This is a genomic window from Oscillatoria sp. HE19RPO (assembly GCF_024220515.1).
GTDB lineage: Bacteria > Cyanobacteriota > Cyanobacteriia > Cyanobacteriales > Laspinemataceae > Laspinema.
In genome coordinates this window covers 13,590-29,982 of record NZ_JAMXOT010000235.1, presented here as the reverse complement: position 1 = coordinate 29,982, position 16,393 = coordinate 13,590, and the positions used below count along the sequence as shown (strand labels likewise).

At 47.6% G+C, this 16,393-nt stretch carries 8 protein-coding genes and 1 pseudogene; 7 read left to right on the top strand and 2 right to left on the bottom strand.

The window, feature by feature from the left end; all coding sequences use genetic code 11:
* A pseudogene (locus NG833_RS20680) lies at positions 1–213 on the top strand (photosystem II q(b) protein); the annotation flags it as partial.
* A 416-nt stretch (positions 214–629) separates the two neighbouring features.
* On the opposite strand, the gene NG833_RS20675 reads toward NG833_RS20680, so the two are convergent.
* Complete coding sequence (locus NG833_RS20675; protein WP_254567161.1) at positions 630–1,571, bottom strand: hypothetical protein; 942 nt, start codon at positions 1,569–1,571, stop codon at positions 630–632.
* 1,721 nt (positions 1,572–3,292) lie between these two features.
* Between NG833_RS20675 and NG833_RS30555 the strand changes: the two genes are divergently transcribed.
* The 6 genes from NG833_RS30555 to NG833_RS20650 all read left to right on the top strand — a co-directional run bounded on the left by NG833_RS30555 (position 3,293) and on the right by NG833_RS20650 (position 14,149).
* A complete protein-coding gene (locus NG833_RS30555; protein WP_256556093.1) occupies positions 3,293–3,421 on the top strand; it encodes a hypothetical protein in 129 nt (42 codons plus the stop codon).
* 581 nt (positions 3,422–4,002) lie between these two features.
* Positions 4,003–9,105, top strand: a complete 5,103-nt coding sequence (locus tag NG833_RS20670; protein WP_254567160.1) for an ATP-binding protein — start codon at positions 4,003–4,005, stop codon at positions 9,103–9,105.
* A 313-nt stretch (positions 9,106–9,418) separates the two neighbouring features.
* On the top strand, positions 9,419–10,696 hold the full coding sequence (locus NG833_RS20665) for a sensor histidine kinase (RefSeq protein ID WP_254567159.1): 1,278 nt from the start codon (positions 9,419–9,421) through the stop codon (positions 10,694–10,696).
* A gap of 215 nt (positions 10,697–10,911) precedes the next feature.
* Positions 10,912–12,084 (top strand): IscS subfamily cysteine desulfurase, encoded by a 1,173-nt coding sequence (locus NG833_RS20660; RefSeq protein WP_254567158.1) that lies wholly within the window; start codon positions 10,912–10,914, stop codon positions 12,082–12,084.
* A 194-nt stretch (positions 12,085–12,278) separates the two neighbouring features.
* Complete coding sequence (locus NG833_RS20655; RefSeq protein WP_254567157.1) at positions 12,279–13,490, top strand: AAA family ATPase; 1,212 nt, start codon at positions 12,279–12,281, stop codon at positions 13,488–13,490.
* Positions 13,484–14,149: a DUF4276 family protein gene (locus tag NG833_RS20650; protein WP_254567156.1), complete on the top strand. Its 666-nt coding sequence runs from the start codon at positions 13,484–13,486 to the stop codon at positions 14,147–14,149. The genes NG833_RS20655 and NG833_RS20650 overlap by 7 nt, the downstream gene beginning before the upstream one ends.
* A 20-nt stretch (positions 14,150–14,169) precedes the next feature.
* Here NG833_RS20650 and NG833_RS20645 read toward each other — a convergent pair whose 3' ends face one another.
* Positions 14,170–16,194, bottom strand: a complete 2,025-nt coding sequence (locus tag NG833_RS20645) for an adenylate/guanylate cyclase domain-containing protein (RefSeq protein ID WP_254567155.1) — start codon at positions 16,192–16,194, stop codon at positions 14,170–14,172.
* Positions 16,195–16,393 lie beyond the last annotated feature (199 nt).

Sequence of the window (16,393 nt, the reverse complement as noted above, 5' to 3'; positions counted from 1 at the left end):
TCCACGATGGCCTTTAACTTGAATGGATTCAACTTCAACCAGTCCATCATTGACTCGACAGGTCGTGTTGTGAATACCTGGGCTGATGTGATTAACCGGGCTAACCTGGGTATGGAAGTGATGCACGAGCGTAATGCTCACAACTTCCCCCTTGATTTGGCTGCTGGTGAAGCGACTCCGGTTGCTTTAACTGCTCCTTCTATCAATGGTTAATCTGACTTTTGAATAAAAAAAGCGCCTCCAATTTGGGGGCGCTTTTTATTTGGGTATTTTTCCGACTGATACGGAATCCGGTTGTCAAAGGTCTGTAAAAACCCGCAGGCTGTTCTATGAGCGTTCCGCTAGGAAAGCCTGGAAGCTCACAGGACGGAGCCTCACCTGCGCGGACTAAAAATGAAAATCGACTTTTACCAACCGGATTGGGTATGATATCAACCCGAGTCTATCTGGAGGAGGACCGAAGGCATTCTCCTCAAGCGTTCTCCCCTTTCTCTCCTGGAACAAGGGGAGAAAGGGGAGAAAGGGGAGAACGCTTTGGAATGATGCCAGCGATCGCTCAGAAATCAACTCGCACTCCGTGGGATGAATTCGGGAATCGTGCGGTTGTGGGTAGCGGATACTGCGTGGGGTTAGAGTTTCCGCAAACAGGGTAAGCGGCGACGACGGCGATCGGGTCGGAATTCTAAACCAAAGGCTTGATAATCGGAGGCACTCAGTACCCGGAACCGATTTAATTTGACGGTGCGATCGCCATCACTACTAGAAATAATCGATTCGGGGTCACTGGCATCGCCGCCTAGTTTTTCAAATGCCTCTTTGACCGTGAGCCATTCTATCGTCCCCCGCTTGTTTTTTGTGGAAGCAGGGGTTGTGGTTGTGACCTCTGGAGTAGATTTAGCGCGAGTTCTACGTTTGGTGGGAGTGGGTTCCTCTGCCGGAGGCGGAGGAGCGGTTGTTTTTGTTTTAGAGGTTTCTTTTGCGGCGGGGAGCTTTTTTTCGGCTTTAGCCTGACGTCGCCGTCCATTGGTCGTCTTGGTTGTGGTTTTAGTTCTAGACTGCTTAGAGGCTGGGGGTTCAGCGGGTTCTTTGGAGGCTGGAGGTTCAGCGGGTTCTTTGGAGGCCGGGGGTTCGGGGGGTTCTTTGGAGGCTTTGCTTGCCTTGGTTTCCTTGACCGTGCTGGTTCTTTTTTGGCCGCTGGTTGCAGTTTTGGTGCTCCTCGGAGTCTTCTCGACCGGGGTCGGAGGTTCGGAGGAACTTAATCCTTCTTCTAAGACGCTGACTCGTTTGGTTAGACGGGAGAGAACATCAGAATCTAAGCGATCCATAACGCTAGAGATTTTGACCTCTAGCTCTTCGAGTCGTTTCAGGAGGGTGGTATCGGGAGTTGTTTCAGGGGTTGCAGTTGTTTCAGGGGTTGTCGTCGGGGTGGGTTGATCTGCTTCTCCGGAAAAGACTTGTTGGAGAGCTTTAACCACGACTTCGGTGCGATTAGAACTGGTGGAGACAACAATCTCATCGATCGCCTCTAAGAGTTCTTCAGGTAGTCTTAAGGTAACTGGTTTGGTTGGCATTTTCTATAACGTCATACAGGGTTATCCCATCCTATAGCGTCTTGGGGACGTCATACAGGGTTAATTTGGGATTTATAGATCGAAAATACATCGAAGCGCGTCCACTTTTAGCAACGAATATTACTAGAAGGCTGAGATCGCGTTTACGAATGTGATGAAAGGTTGCGGGGATTTGGCAGCCGATCGCGCTTGTAGACCGACGTTCTCCCTTGGGAGTGCGCCGTTCTGTTAACCTTTATAACACGACTAGAAAACAGTTTCCTACTTACAAGTCTAGTTATTTGATTGGCCCGATCGCCCTGGCGTTGGTGACGTCAGGTCGAAACATCTGGTGGCAAAGCGCTTTGCCACCTCTACTCCAATCTTTTTGTCTGTCAGACCGTCTGTCTTGCGCTATCGATTGAGACGATCGCGATTAAGCCGGTTCTCCCTACGGTGGTATTGAGATGGCTCTACATTACCAATCCCGATTTTTATTGTAAAGTGAAGCCGTTGATTTCGTCAAAACCTTTTGTTTTTTGATTAGCCGATCGCCACCGGCGTGCGATCGCCTGGTTACTTCCCCTACTCTACCCCTCTGAGTTGACTTGAAAGAAAGAAGACTTTTATTAAAAGGAATACCCTCTAGCAGTAGCTGGTTAATTGTACAGAATGGGGCGGTTCGCTATTTTTGATCCGTTCCGGAATCCTTACCCCCGAGGATGCCGATAGAGGGGTCGATCGCTGGCACAAGAAACCGGGTTTCTGTATTAGATTGGTGGCGAATCCCCAGAGATTTTTTCAAGAAACCCGCTCTGTCTTCCCCTTACTGTGCCGACGCTCTCTTCTGAGGCGATCGCCGGATGAATTGTGGCTGTACCGCTTGCCCAATACTTTAAGTTGGATAAAATAGATGGGTTGTAAATCCTCGGGTACAGGCCGTCCTCAACCCTAATTTATACCAATTTGGGTTTAACCCGACTCTATTCCCGGAATCAAACTCAGGGGCGATCGCCTCAATCAAATGTTTCCCCTTACCCCCTAAAATAAGAGCAGGATTCCCTCGATTACTGATTTGGGCTTAAACCTATCAAACAGCGGTTCAATCCCATCAGGAGTTGGCTAACGGTCGAGGGCGATCGGCCCCTTGCACTGAGGCTGGGATGGATCTTCAATCCCCTGCGATCGCTATAATACGACTCAGCGCACTCCGGTGAACATTCGGCAATCAAATCCGTTCAAACCCCTCTAGTATTTGTACCGTAGGTCCCCCGTCCTTGTGCTAATCCGGTTGACTCTTCAAGGGATAGCTACCCTTTACCCCAGGGAAAAAACTCGCTCAGATTGAGCTAAAATTGAGGGAGATTTGATATCAGGAATTTTCACCGGAGGCAATCTGTACCCAGAGAAGAGATCCAGGGAGTTGGCAGTTGCCCGATCCGGTCAAATTTGTCACTTCTGGGAACTCTAACCCGGACCATATTCCGATTGACCGGGTTCAGGACAAGGCTGTGCCTTATGCCTCCTTTGAAAAATAGGAGAAATTTTTTCAGAAACCCCCGATGTGGGGTAGCTGATGCGATCGCCTCCCCATATCCGGTCTTAATACTGGCCAATCAGTGCTGAGATGATCAAAACTATCCCCCTGAGAAAAGCGCACATTCTTGTAATATTTCGCAATATTTATGACAGTTGGGCAGTGGATAAATGGGGTTTGAGATCGGAAACACCTTCGGGGTGAAGTGGCGATCGCTGACGATCGCAAAGCCTCTCCTTTGCGATCGACTCCCCTGTTGGAAGGGTGGAAAGGGCCACTCCCATCTCACACCCCGGAGAATGGTGAACCGGGTAAAACCGTCCGAAATCCCTAGGTATGGATCACCACTGCGCTTTATACAGGGTGGCCATTCATCAACCGTAGAACACTGCAAATTCCCGCTAAACCCTTAAACCACAAAGCTTTTTTGGGAAATACATCGTTTCCAACTCCGGGCTAATCCCTGGGGAAATATAGGTACTCAAAAGCCGGTGGATAGCCTTGCCATTGCACCCCGGTGAGGCTGTGAAATCTCCCCTCACCCAGGAGGACTTGACCGGGTATCCAGAAAGATTCAGGTGTTCCTAGAACTCTAGCCGACTGCCTCAAAATTGAGGGCAACCCAGGGGCAAACCTTGACCATTCTGCCTGCGATCGCCCCTAAATCCTTCCCTGCTGCCAACTCTCGGGTTAGACTAAGGCAGAAGTGACATTAAGCCTAAAATTGAGTGGGGCAACTGCCGAGCCAAACATCCCGCCATCCTCTAGCCTGGAAGCAATTCTTGATTTTTTCTGGACGAAAAAATAAAGAAACCATTAAAATCACCAACAGCATAGTAACTTTTCCCGGGAAAGGTTGAATCTTAGAATAGTTCACTCCAAAATTTAAAGTCGAAATAAAAAAAGGTATATCAAATGGTCATTCCCGTAGAACCCACCCCACTCTCATCCTCAAGAACTCGCCAATTGACTCCGATTAAATCCGTAGAATCTAGTCAACCGAGTACAGAGACTCGCAATCCAGGGATTGTGTTGGAACTGCTCGATTTCGCCTGGAATCAGGACGATGAGACTATTCCTGGAAGCTTTGAGGGGAAAACCCGTGCTACATCCGCGCCAAATCAGGAAGGTCATCCCCAAGGACAGTCTAAACCTGTTCGGGTTGAGGTGAGTTTTCGCCTAGATTCAGACCATTGGAAAGACTTGATGCAATTAATGGCGATCGCCATTGAGGAACAACAATCCTGGCAATGGGAAGGTCGCCCGATCAGTGGGAATCCCCAAAACAGTCAGCAACAGGCGGTAGAAACTCCGGCACCAACCAACCCTCCGTTGACCCGGGAAGTTGGCCGGATCAAGGGTTGCTCAAACCGGAGTTCGGGGACGTCACCACGGGATTGTTCTGGGGGAGACCAGGGGGACCCTGACCCTAAACTGGATCATGCCAGTTCGGGTTCAACCTATTTGAGGGCATTGGTGGAGATTCAGGAACAATTACTGATGGCTGTAACCCCAGATTTCGAGAGTGAAACTCAGCTCTATCAAGAGATTCTACAACGGCTGGCCCAGGTGTCCGGTGCAACGGGGGCCTACTTCTGGGAAACGCCAGGGACAGGGGATGGGGGGGGGACTGGTTTACGATCGCAGTGGTATGCGGACAACTTCCCCAGGGAGGGTAGGGTCCCGAATTTACCGGATTTAGAGCAGATCAGCGCCTGCGGGGGACAGGCAATGTCTCTGGCGGTGGCGGAACTGCCGGAATCAGACCAGTCTTTTTTTGCCGATCGCCCGATCGCCTCGATTCTGCTGATTCCCGCCATTGCCGATGACTGTTGCCTGGGATGGATGGGGTTTGAGTATCCCCACCGGAACCCGGTCAATCCCGGGTCTATCCCTGCATTGCAAACCGCAGGACGGGCGATCGCTGCTTATCGCCGACAGTCTAACGGAGATATTCAGGGGAGTGGTTCATCTCCGGTCCCGGAACCCTGGGAGGCGATCGCCTTGCTCAAACCCGAGGGAACCCTTGTGGAGATTCAAACCCTCGGGGACAGAGGCGGTGATTCAGGGATGGAAGAGGAAGTGGGTCTTCCCTTTTGGAACAGTCGCGGGTGGACTCCTCCTGAATGCCAGGAAACTTCCCATCAGAACAACGAGACACAAGAACAATTAAAGCAGGCGATCGCCACAGCGGCGGAAGGGGAATTCGTTCGCAGTTGCCTGGAACTCGACCCTAGCAACGGCAGGGGAAAGGGGGTGAATTTTTCGATCAAACCTGTTTTTGACCCCTATCATCAAGTCGTATTCTTGATTTGGAAGGGACGAAGGGCGATCGCAGCGGACCGGGTGCAGACATCGGCAGAACCGCAGAGACTGACATCGCAGAGACTGACATCGGATCCGAATCCTGGAGATTGTTCTCGAATACAACCGATTCAATTACAACCCTCGATGTTATTAACCGTCGAACTCAGACAATCGCGGTCCTGTATCCGCAAACCGCATCGGACATGGGGCGATCGCGACGCCTCAACCGGATTGTTCCTGAAACATCCCAAACACCCGAAGCGCGTTCGGGTGAGGATTCCGACTCGCACTCTAGGGAATCGTGAGCGCGAGCCGATCGCCACTGGATCGTGGCTGGAGTGGGGTGTAAATGAAGCATCCGATGCCATTGCCATTACTGACCTCAACGGGATTCTCACCTATCAAAATAGAGCATGGAAGGAACAATTTGGATATAGTCGGGATGAAATCAATGCAGCCGGAGGGATTTGCCAACTGTATGGCACTCCCGAACTGGATCGCGAAATTTGCCAAAGTGTTCGCAAAGGGTATAGTTGGTGTGCAGAAGTCTTGTTACAAAAAAAAGACCGCACCGGCAAGACGGCCTTTTTGCGCGCTCATGCCATTCCCGATCACAGGGGCGCAGTGGTGGGAATTTTTAGTATTTATACCAATATCGTAGAGGTGACGGTCGCCGATGGCGAGGGACCAACTTTCTCCCAATGCGATCGCGAAAATCAAAAGTGCCTCGATCGCCTTCAGGAAAGTAACCGACGATTGCAATTAGCCCTCGAAGGCAGCAATTTGGAATTATGGGATTGGAATCTGGAAACGGGAGATTTGTTTATTGGGAAAAAATGGCGGGCGATCGCTGATTGGATGCCCGATGAAACCCAGAATCCGGTGCAATCTTGGCACAGACTGATTCATCCCGATGATTTGCCTCGGGCGATCGCTGCCTGGAACCACCATCTCAATGGCGGGGTTCCGGTGTTTGAACTTGAATACCGGATTCGCACCCGAACCGGCGAATGGCAATGGATTCTGGACCGAGGAAAGGTGGTAGAACGGGATGAGCAAGGCAACATCCGCCGGATCTTAGGGACTCACAAAGATATCACTCACCGCAAACAGTACCAAGAAGCCCTGGAAAAAGAACGCCTGCAACTGCGAGAAATCATCAATCGCGCACCTGTGGCGATGGCAATGCTCGATCGCAATCTGCGCTATATTGCCCATTCTCAAAAGTGGTTGAGTGATTACAAAGGCGAGATCTGCTGCAACCCTCCTTCCTGGATCGGCTGTCACTTTTTTGACGTGATGCCGGATTTGTTTGAGCGATGGAGTCCCCTGCTGAAACGGGTTTTAGAGGGAGAAGCTATCTCTTGCAGTGAAGATTGCTGGGAACGGGCGGACGGGTCTAAACTGTATCAGCGTTGGGCGATTCAGCCTTGGTACAGTCCCACTGGGGAAGTTGGAGGAATTGCCATTGTCACCGATAATATTAATGAACTGGTGGAAGCTCGGGAAACTGCCCTAGAAGCAGCCCGAATCAAATCCCAATTTCTCGCCAACATGAGCCATGAAATTAGGACCCCCATGAATGGGGTGTTAGGAATGACGGGTTTATTATTGCAAACCCCCCTTTCTAATCAGCAACGGGATTGTGCTGAAACCATCCGCATCAGTGGGGAACATTTGTTGCGAGTCATCAATGATATTTTGGACTTTTCTAAGCTGGAAGCCGGAGAAATGAATCTCGAATCTTTAGATTTTCAACTGTCAACTTGTATTGAAGAAGTCGTGGATTTATTAGCGGCTCCAGCCCATCAGAAGAAGTTAGAATTGGCCGTCTGGATTGATCCGAAGGTCCCGCAGCACTTAATCGGAGACCCCGCCCGCCTCCGTCAGATTCTGTTAAATTTGGTTAACAATGGGATTAAATTTACTGAGCGCGGGGAGGTGGTTGTTCAGGTCAATCAGTCGATGAAGCAGGAATCGTTAGATCCAAAAGGGCAAGAAGTTTGGCTGCGGTTTACGGTGCAAGATACGGGGATTGGTATCCCCATTCCTCGCCAGAAAAAACTGTTTCAATCCTTTTCTCAGGTGGATACTTCCACAACCCGAAGTTATGGGGGGACCGGTTTAGGATTGGCGATTTGTAAACAATTGGTGGAACGGATGGGGGGAGAAATCGGGGTGGAAAGTTACCCCGATCAAGGGTCTAGTTTTTGGTTTGAACTCAAGTTTCGCAAACAGGGGACTCGGGTATCCGGTTCGCTTCCCCGTTGTGCTCTGCCAGTCGCGTTCACTTCCGTTAAGGTATTGGTGGCTCACGAGAGTGCCTCGACTCGTCAATCGTTACGATATCTAGCTGCGGATTGGGGAATTGGTCTGGATGAAGTGGAAAATTATAGCAAGTTGTCCCAGACTTTGCAAGAGGCGGCCACCACAGGACAACCCTATCAAGTGGCGATCGTTGACCTCCATTTGCTCTTAGAAATTGACTGCGATCGCCAGGAAAACGGACACTGTAAAGATGATTGTACAGAGTGTACCCTCAGTGACGAGCTTCAACCCTCCCTAGTTGAAGAATTTATCCAAAAATTATCCCCGTTTCCCCCACAAACTTCCTTATTTTTGATGACCACACTCCAATATCGCGATCGCGCCTTGGCACTGGTCCAATCCTCACAAGAACGAGGGTTGAGTTTTGTAGAAGGACATCTGGTCAAACCCGTGCGATCGTCCCAACTGTTGGATAGTCTGATGACGGTGGTCCTACGCCCGCAAACCGTGGAGGCTCAACCCAAAGGAGGCAGTCCCCCCGTTTCTCAACCCGCCAAAACCCCAGTCGCACCCCGGACTCGTTCTACGGTGAATATTTTAGTGGCGGAAGACCACCCGATTAATCAACAGGTGATTCTCCACCAATTAGAGGCATTAGGCTATCACGGAGAATGTGTGGGAAATGGTGTTGAAGCGATCGCCCGCCTCGGCCAAAAGCGCTACGATATCGTCTTGATGGACTGTCAAATGCCCGGATTAGATGGCTATCAAACCACCCAAGAAATCCGCAAACGGGAAGCAACTGGGTCCCTCTGTCCCTCTGCCGATGGCGAGTCCTCGGACCCGTCCCCACCTCACAAAACCATTGTCATTGCTCTGACCGCTCATGCTCTATCTGCGGAACGGGAGAAGTGTCTCTCCGCTGGCATGGATGACTATATCAGCAAACCCGTCCATCTGGATCGCTTGAGTGCGCTTTTAGAACAGTGGATTGCTCAACCCGATCAGCCGATCAACCCGTTGAGTCAACCCCCAGAACCGGATTCCTCGACTCCGGAGTTCCCTGCGGATCCGGCTGAGGCGACTGCCTCGGACTCCCCCCCTTCGATCAACCTGGACCGTCTGGAAGAAGTCTCTCGCGGCAAACCAGCACTCCAGCGCCGCCTATTAGATGCCTTTGCCACCACCGCCACTGCGGATACCCAGGCGATCGCCTCCGCTATTCAAGCCAATGATTGTGTTAAGGTTGACCGGGTATCCCATCGACTCAAAGGCTCCAGTGCCAATGTCGGCGCGCAAGGGATGTCGGCCCTCGCTGAACAGATAGGCACTCTCGCTCGGGAAAATCGCTTATCTGAAGCCAACTCCCTTTTATCTCGCTTGCAAGCTCAATTACAGCGCGTTCGCGAGTTTATTGACACTCATCTAACCGAGTTACCTTAAATCCCAAGGTGAAACGGTTAACCAACCCCCCTCCGATTTTTTAACCCGGGTTAAGTTGTGAATCAGCCCCTCTTTTGCAGAGGGGTTTCCCCGGATAGCCTTCCCCTTCAAAAGACCCGAAACCCAGTGTCTAGTCCTCACAGACTGGCTCAGAACGTCCAGGTTTTGGGAACCTCCCCAGGTTATCAATGAGAGTACCGATACTTTAACAGTAGCGGGTCTAAATTATAATAAAAATCAGGGTACGGTATGTTTAGAGTCCCAGGGCCAAGGGACAAAATTAAACGCAAAAATTATCAATGATAACTAGATTATGGGTAAAATTTTAGCGATTGATGATGATATTACGGTACAGATTGTTTTGCAAGACTTGCTCGAAAGTGAAGGTCATGATGTGGCGATCGCCTCCGATGGTGAGGAGGGTATCCATCAGGCAGAGCAACTCCGTCCCGATTTAATTATTTGCGATTGGATGATGCCCCAACTCGATGGATTAGCCGTCTGCAAGCACGTCAAAGCTAACCCCGCTTTATCCAGTACCTTTTTTATTCTCTTAACCGCCCGCGAATTGGTGACCGATCGCGTGATTGGTTTGGACTCTGGGGCCGATGATTTCCTCTCTAAACCCATTGACACCGAGGAACTCATGGCGCGGGTTCGCGCCGGTTTACGCCTGAATAAAACCCTCAAGGATTTACAACGCGCCCAGTCTCAATTAATCCAAAGCGAAAAAATGTCCAGTATTGGTCAACTCGTCGCTGGCGTCGCTCATGAAATCAATAATCCGGTTACCTTTATTTATAGCAATCTCAGTCATCTCCAAGACTATACTCAAGACTTAATTGACCTGGTGCAGTTATATCAAAAAGAAGTTAATCAACCCAGTGATGCGATTCAAACCAAACTCGAATCCATCGATTTGAATTTCATGCTGCAAGATTTACCGAAAGTCATTGGTTCCATGCAACATGGGAGCGATCGCATTCGCAAAATTGTCTTATCTCTCCAAGAATTCACCCATTTTGAACGCTCGGGACTCCAGTGCATTCAAATCAATGAAGCCTTGGAAAATACATTATTAATTTTAGGTCATCGGTTGCAATCGAACGAAACTCATCAACAGATTCAGGTGATTAAGAATTACGGACAATTACCGGCTATTGAATCCTACGCCGCCCAAATTAATCAAGCTTTTTTGCAGATTCTCAATAATGCCATTGATGCCATAGAAAACGCTCGTTGGTATTCCGCTTCAAACCCAGGTTGTTTGACCATACAGACTGAAAGTTTAAGCGAAAACAGAGTTGCCATTCGGATTGCTGATAATGGCCCTGGAATTCCCGAATCCGTTAAATCCCAAATTTTTGACCCCTTTTTTAGTACAAAACCCGTGGGTTCAGGAACCGGACTCGGATTATCAATGGTTTATCAAATTGTGGTGCAGCAACATCAAGGGACGATAGAATGTATTTCTCATCCTCAAAAAGGAACCGAATTTAAAATTGAATTACCCACCCGCATTCAGTCGGCTAAACCGAGCGATCGCCCAGGTATCAAGACTGAATACTTGGCCTTAAAGCAACTGGAGTGAGAAAGAGAAAATCACAGGAAGGTGTGAATTTACCGCCCCCATGTAGGGGCGATTCGAGAATCGCCACAACTCCTAAATAGTCTAAATTACCGCCCCCATGTAGGGGCGATTCGAGAATCGCCACAACTCCTAAATAGTCTAAATTTCCCACCCCCATGTAGGGGCGATTCGAGATAAAATAAAGTTAGAGCCTACTCTTTCCCCTAATATTGCTTATGTCCGATCGCCCCATTTATCTCGACTGTCATGCCACCACCCCGGTAGATCAACGGGTGATTCAGGCAATGTTGCCTTACTTTACCGACTATTTCGGAAATCCCGCCAGCATCAATCATCAATATGGATGGGAAGCAGAAGCTGCCATTCAACAAGCTAGAGAGACCCTAGCTGAGGCCATTCATGCCTCCCCAGAAGAAATTATTTTTACCAGTGGCGCAACGGAAGCTAATAATTTAGCCATTAAAGGGGTGGCAGAAAGTTATTTTCAAAAAGGACGGCATATCATTACGGTTCAAACGGAACATAATGCTGTTCTTGACCCCTGTGCCTACTTGGAAACTTTGGGATTTGAAATTACCTATTTGCCGGTTAAACCCGATGGATTGCTAAATTTATCCGAATTAGAAAATGCCTTGCGTGACGATACGGTGTTGGTGTCCGTGATGGCAGCTAATAATGAAATTGGCGTCTTACAACCGTTAAAAGAAATAGGGTTACTTTGTAAAGAACGGGGGATTATTTTTCATAGTGATGCAGCACAGGCGATTGGAAAAATCCCCCTGGATGTGCAGGAGATGCAGGTGGATTTAATGTCATTAACGGCCCATAAAATCTATGGACCAAAAGGGGTGGGGGCACTCTATGTTCGGCGGCGTCATCCTCGGGTGAAAATTGCGCCTCAGATTCATGGGGGAGGACATGAACGGGGATTGCGATCGGGGACCCTGTATGTGCCTCAGATTGTGGGATTTGCCAAAGCGGTGGCGTTGGGATTGGCAGAAATGAAGTCAGAAGGCGATCGCCTGACAACATTGCGACAGCGGTTATGGGAACAATTGCAATCGTTGGAGTCGGTGTTTTTGAATGGTCATCCCACCCAACGATTAGCGGGTAACTTAAATATAAGTGTAGCGGGAGTGGATGGTCAAGCGTTGTTGTTGGGACTGCAATCGGTGATGGCGGTGTCATCGGGTTCCGCTTGTACTTCGGCTAAAATTGCGCCATCTCATGTGTTGGAGGCGATTGGGCGATCGCCGGAGTTGGCCTTTGCTTCGGTCCGATTTGGCATCGGGCGATTTAATACAGTGGAGGAGATTGATACAGTGGCACAACAGGCGATCGTCACGATTGAATCGTTACGGAAAGTTCGGGGAGGATTGGTGAGGTAGAGGGATAAACCACGGATTTCACGGATTTTCACTGAGGGATTTGGGGGATTTGATTGAGAGTGAGCATAAAACTTGACAATTGCCACACAATACTTGAAAATTTCTAATATTTTCTATTTCCAGATAATTAAACCCCCAAACCCCTCCAATTTTCAACCTGATATCATTTCACGCCCTATCCCCCCCTGAACATTATGTTTTCACGAATCACATTGGAGAACTTTTTCAGTTTCCGAGGTCCTACCACGATAGAACTGAATCCCGGTCTGAATATTTTGTTAGGAATTAATAGCAGTGGTAAATCAAATTTACTCAAAGCTATTCAATTATTATACCAAGCGATTATTGGAAATGGATTGGAATCCATATTTTTAAAAACCTGGGGCGGATTTCCCACGGTCGCAAATTTTACGGCTAATGAGAAAGACTATATTAAATTATCTTTTGAATTTAACCGAAAATTCATTAATAGCAAAAACAATCAGCAAGGTTTTCAATTTAGGCACAATCCCATTTATGAACTGAAGATTTATAAGGTGGGTTTAACGTCTTATGGGTTAGCCGAAAAATTATATTCCAGAACTTTTCCTAACCAGGATTTTATTTTTATGGAAATGAATAATGGACAGGGAATCATTTCAACAAGGGAAGAGGGAAGAGTCGGCATCCAAAAATATCCCCAAGACAATCAACAAGTTACATTCAAAACAACTGAGCCGGTTTTGAGTCAAATTTCTGATCCAGAAAGATACTATCCCCTGTTTACCTTGAAAAGAGCCTTAGAATATGCGGCGGTCTATGCTAATTTTGATACAACGTTTTCTAGTCTCATCAGACAACCTGCAAGCTATGGCACAGAAACAAAATTGTTGCCTGATGGACAAAATTTGATGACAATTATTAATAAGATTAAAAACAACAATTCTCTTTACTATGAAAAAATTGAAGAAGCCATTCAGAAAATTAACCCATTTTTCAAAGATATTAATTTCGATTTTATTGGTTCCAAGTTATATTTAGTGATTCGGGAAAAAAATTTAAGTCGGTCTGTCTCTATTGAACAAATTTCAGATGGAACCCTCCGGTATCTTCTGTTGTTATCTATATTATTTAATCCCGAACGGGGCAATCTGGTCTGTCTTGAGGAACCAGAAACTAATCTGCATCCGGATATGATTAATACGGTGGCGGAAGCTCTGAAACAAGCCTCAAAAGAGACGCAAATCATTCTGACAACTCATTCGCCCTTACTCTTGAATTTATTTGAGCTAGAGGATGTCTTAGTTTTTGAAAAGAATGAGGGGAATGAAACGGTAGTTAATTATAATTTTCCTGATGAAATAGGTGAAGATTTTTTAGTCGGTCAAGCTTGGCTACAAGGTTTGATAGGTGGCAAGAGATGGTAGTAGATGTGACGATTTATATCGAGGGAGTCTACTCAGAAAATACCTCTGTACTGGCCGTTGATAATACGGCTGTTTTTCGGGAAAGTTTTTATAAATTATTATCTCAAAAGCTATCCCCTCCAGACTTTAATCTCATAATTCAACCCTTTGGCAGTATCAGCCAAACCAAAAAATATCTGGAATTGATAGAAAACCACAAGTCTAATGCAGTTGTTCTCATCGATTTAGATGGACCCAAAGAAAAAATTCCCGACAGATTGGCGCGATATCAACCGTTGGATACAACGCGAATTTTTTTTATGATTCAGGAAATGGAAGCGTGGATACTGTCTCAAGTTGATAAGATTGAAGAATTTGGGAATACTGAAGGATTGACTCGAAAAAAACAGGACCAAGATATTGCCAGCAATCCCTTAATTAAAAATAAACATCCGGAAGAAATTGAAAAGCCCAGTGAAAAATTAAAGACTCTTTTAGGTCAATATTTTGAATCCGTGAAAATTGTTAGGGGACAACAGAAAATAAAAAAGAAACAATACTCGAAAGCTAAGGATGGGCCGAAATTAATCGGATTGCTGGATTTGGAACGGTTGATGCAAGATTTTGAAGAAGTACATCGGTTAATTGATTATATAGGCTCCATTGAGGTAGAGGGATAAACCACGGATTTCACGGATTTTCACTGAGGGATTTGGGGATTTGATTGAGGGGGATTGGGGGTTTTATCGATTAGCCAGTAGGTGATCATTTGTCCTTTTCCTTTGATGGTGATGGGTTCTCGTTTGTGGAAGGTAAATTGGTGGTTGAGGCGATGGTAGGTTGCGGTGGTGACTTGAATTTTACTGGGGAGGCCGGAGGATTCCATGCGGGATGCGACGTTTACGGTGTCTCCCCAAAGGTCGTAGATGAATTTTTTGAGGCCAATGACTCCGGCGACGACGGGTCCGGTATTGATGCCGATTCTGATTTGAAAGTGTTGGCCGGTGATGATGCAGAATTCTTGGATGGCTTGCTGCATTTCTAGGGCCATTTCTGCGATCGCCTCGGCGGAGTCAGGACGTTGTTCGGGGAGTCCCCCGACAACCATGTAAGCATCGCCGATGGTTTTGATTTTTTCTAATCCATGTTTTTCCGCAAGGCGATCGAAGGTGGAAAAAATGTGATTGAGCCATGAGACTAATTGGATGGGAGAGACGCGAGAGGAGAGGGTGGTAAATCCTACAATGTCGGCAAATAAAATGGTGACATCGGGGAAATAGTCGGCGATGGCGGTTTGATTGTCTTTTAAGCGTTTGGCAATGGCGGCGGGGAAAATATTGAGTAATAATTGTTCCGATTTTTCTTGTTCGGCTTGGAGTTCTTGGGTGCGATCGCGGACTTTTCGTTCTAGCGATCGCGAATATTCTGCCACTTGTTCGTGAGAGGATTTGAGTTGAGCACTCATCTGATTAAAGGCTTTGGCTAAGGTCCCCAACTCATCAGACCGATCGACCCAAACCCGGCGTTCAAAATCCCCATTGGCGATCGCCATACTCGCTTGACTCAGTTGCCACAAGGGATGGGTAATCCATCGCGCCGTCATTAATCCCACTCCAATGGCTAGAATTAATGCCACCAAAGATAACTGAATCGTGGTGCGTGTATTCGCCTGAATCCGTTCCATAAAATCGGATTCAGGGACTACCACCACAATCAACCAATCCAAGTTTTCACCTTCGGAAAATGGCACAACTTGAACAAATTTGAGGTCGCCTTTAATCTTAAAGGCCACTTGCTTTTGAGCTTTAATCTGAGCCAAGTCTCCAAAATAACTCTTTAAATACTTCGCGGTTTCCCGGATTAAAAAATCCTCCACATCCACGGCGGCAATCCGATTCACTCGATCGCCTTCAATTTGATAGGGGAGTTGCGGGACTGAAGTCGCCACTAACAGTCCCGATCGCTCCATAATAAAAGTCTGTCCAGACTTGCCAATTTTAATCGTTTCTAAAAATTCCCGAATGTGGGATAATACAAAATCTACCCCTAAAACCCCGCGTAAATTTCCCCCCTCTTCATACAGCGGTTGTGCCAGAGTAATTTTCAGCCTGGGGTCTTTAAAATCTACATAAATATCACTCCAAATGGGTTGATTTTCCTGCACTGCTTTCTCATACCAAGGACGAATGCGCGGGTCATAAGGATTACCCACTTCTAGCAATTCCCCGGGATTTCCGAAATTGTCAACGGCGTAACTATGAAAATTTCCCCCGGTAGAACGACCGGCGCGACCAATTTCCCATCGGTTATTATTTTGAAAGCCTAATCCGATAAATTCCCCATCAGCACCGCCTAAATAAATCGCCGAAACTGTAATGCGATCGACTAAGTTTCGCTGCCGCCAAAATTGTCGAGTTAGACTGCCTGTATCTTGGGAATCCAGGTGACCTAACTCGATCGCATTGGCATTAATTTGATTAATCATCCGAGGCGCTTGTAAATAATCCCGCAACTGGGTCTCAATCCGCGCCACAATTTCAGCACGTAACTGCGCCGCCAGGTCATTCACCGCTTGTTGTCCATTTTGCAAAGATAGCCAACCCGTCAATCCCACCGCCACGGAAATTTGCAGGACAAATGGCACGACAAGCACCAGACGGATCGGGAATTTCCAGGTCTGAAACAGACGTTTGGGATTCAAAATGAAATTGCGTGTCACGCTCATAGTTAACCCCTTAGCGGGAAGAATTGCGGACCCGTTTTTGACCCTCGGGATGGTCTTGATACCAAATCCGGGTATGAAAAGTCGTTTTTATGGAGTAGCCTGCGCAGGCAGGCTTTGTCTTGTGAGCCTCCAGGCTTGAGCCTGCGGGTTTTTATAGACCGATTCCAACCGGATTCCGTATGAAATAGTCGGGTATAGA

What these genes read in the sequence shown, in the direction of transcription:
- NG833_RS20675 (WP_254567161.1), bottom strand. Translation starts at nt 1,571, where the DNA reads ATGCCAACCAAACCAGTTACCTTAAGACTACCTGAAGAACTCTTAGAG.
- NG833_RS20670 (WP_254567160.1), top strand. Translation starts at nt 4,003, where the DNA reads ATGGTCATTCCCGTAGAACCCACCCCACTCTCATCCTCAAGAACTCGC.
- NG833_RS20665 (WP_254567159.1), top strand. Translation starts at nt 9,419, where the DNA reads ATGGGTAAAATTTTAGCGATTGATGATGATATTACGGTACAGATTGTT.
- NG833_RS20660 (WP_254567158.1), top strand. Translation starts at nt 10,912, where the DNA reads ATGTCCGATCGCCCCATTTATCTCGACTGTCATGCCACCACCCCGGTA.
- NG833_RS20655 (WP_254567157.1), top strand. Translation starts at nt 12,279, where the DNA reads ATGTTTTCACGAATCACATTGGAGAACTTTTTCAGTTTCCGAGGTCCT.
- NG833_RS20650 (WP_254567156.1), top strand. Translation starts at nt 13,484, where the DNA reads ATGGTAGTAGATGTGACGATTTATATCGAGGGAGTCTACTCAGAAAAT.
- NG833_RS20645 (WP_254567155.1), bottom strand. Translation starts at nt 16,194, where the DNA reads ATGAGCGTGACACGCAATTTCATTTTGAATCCCAAACGTCTGTTTCAG.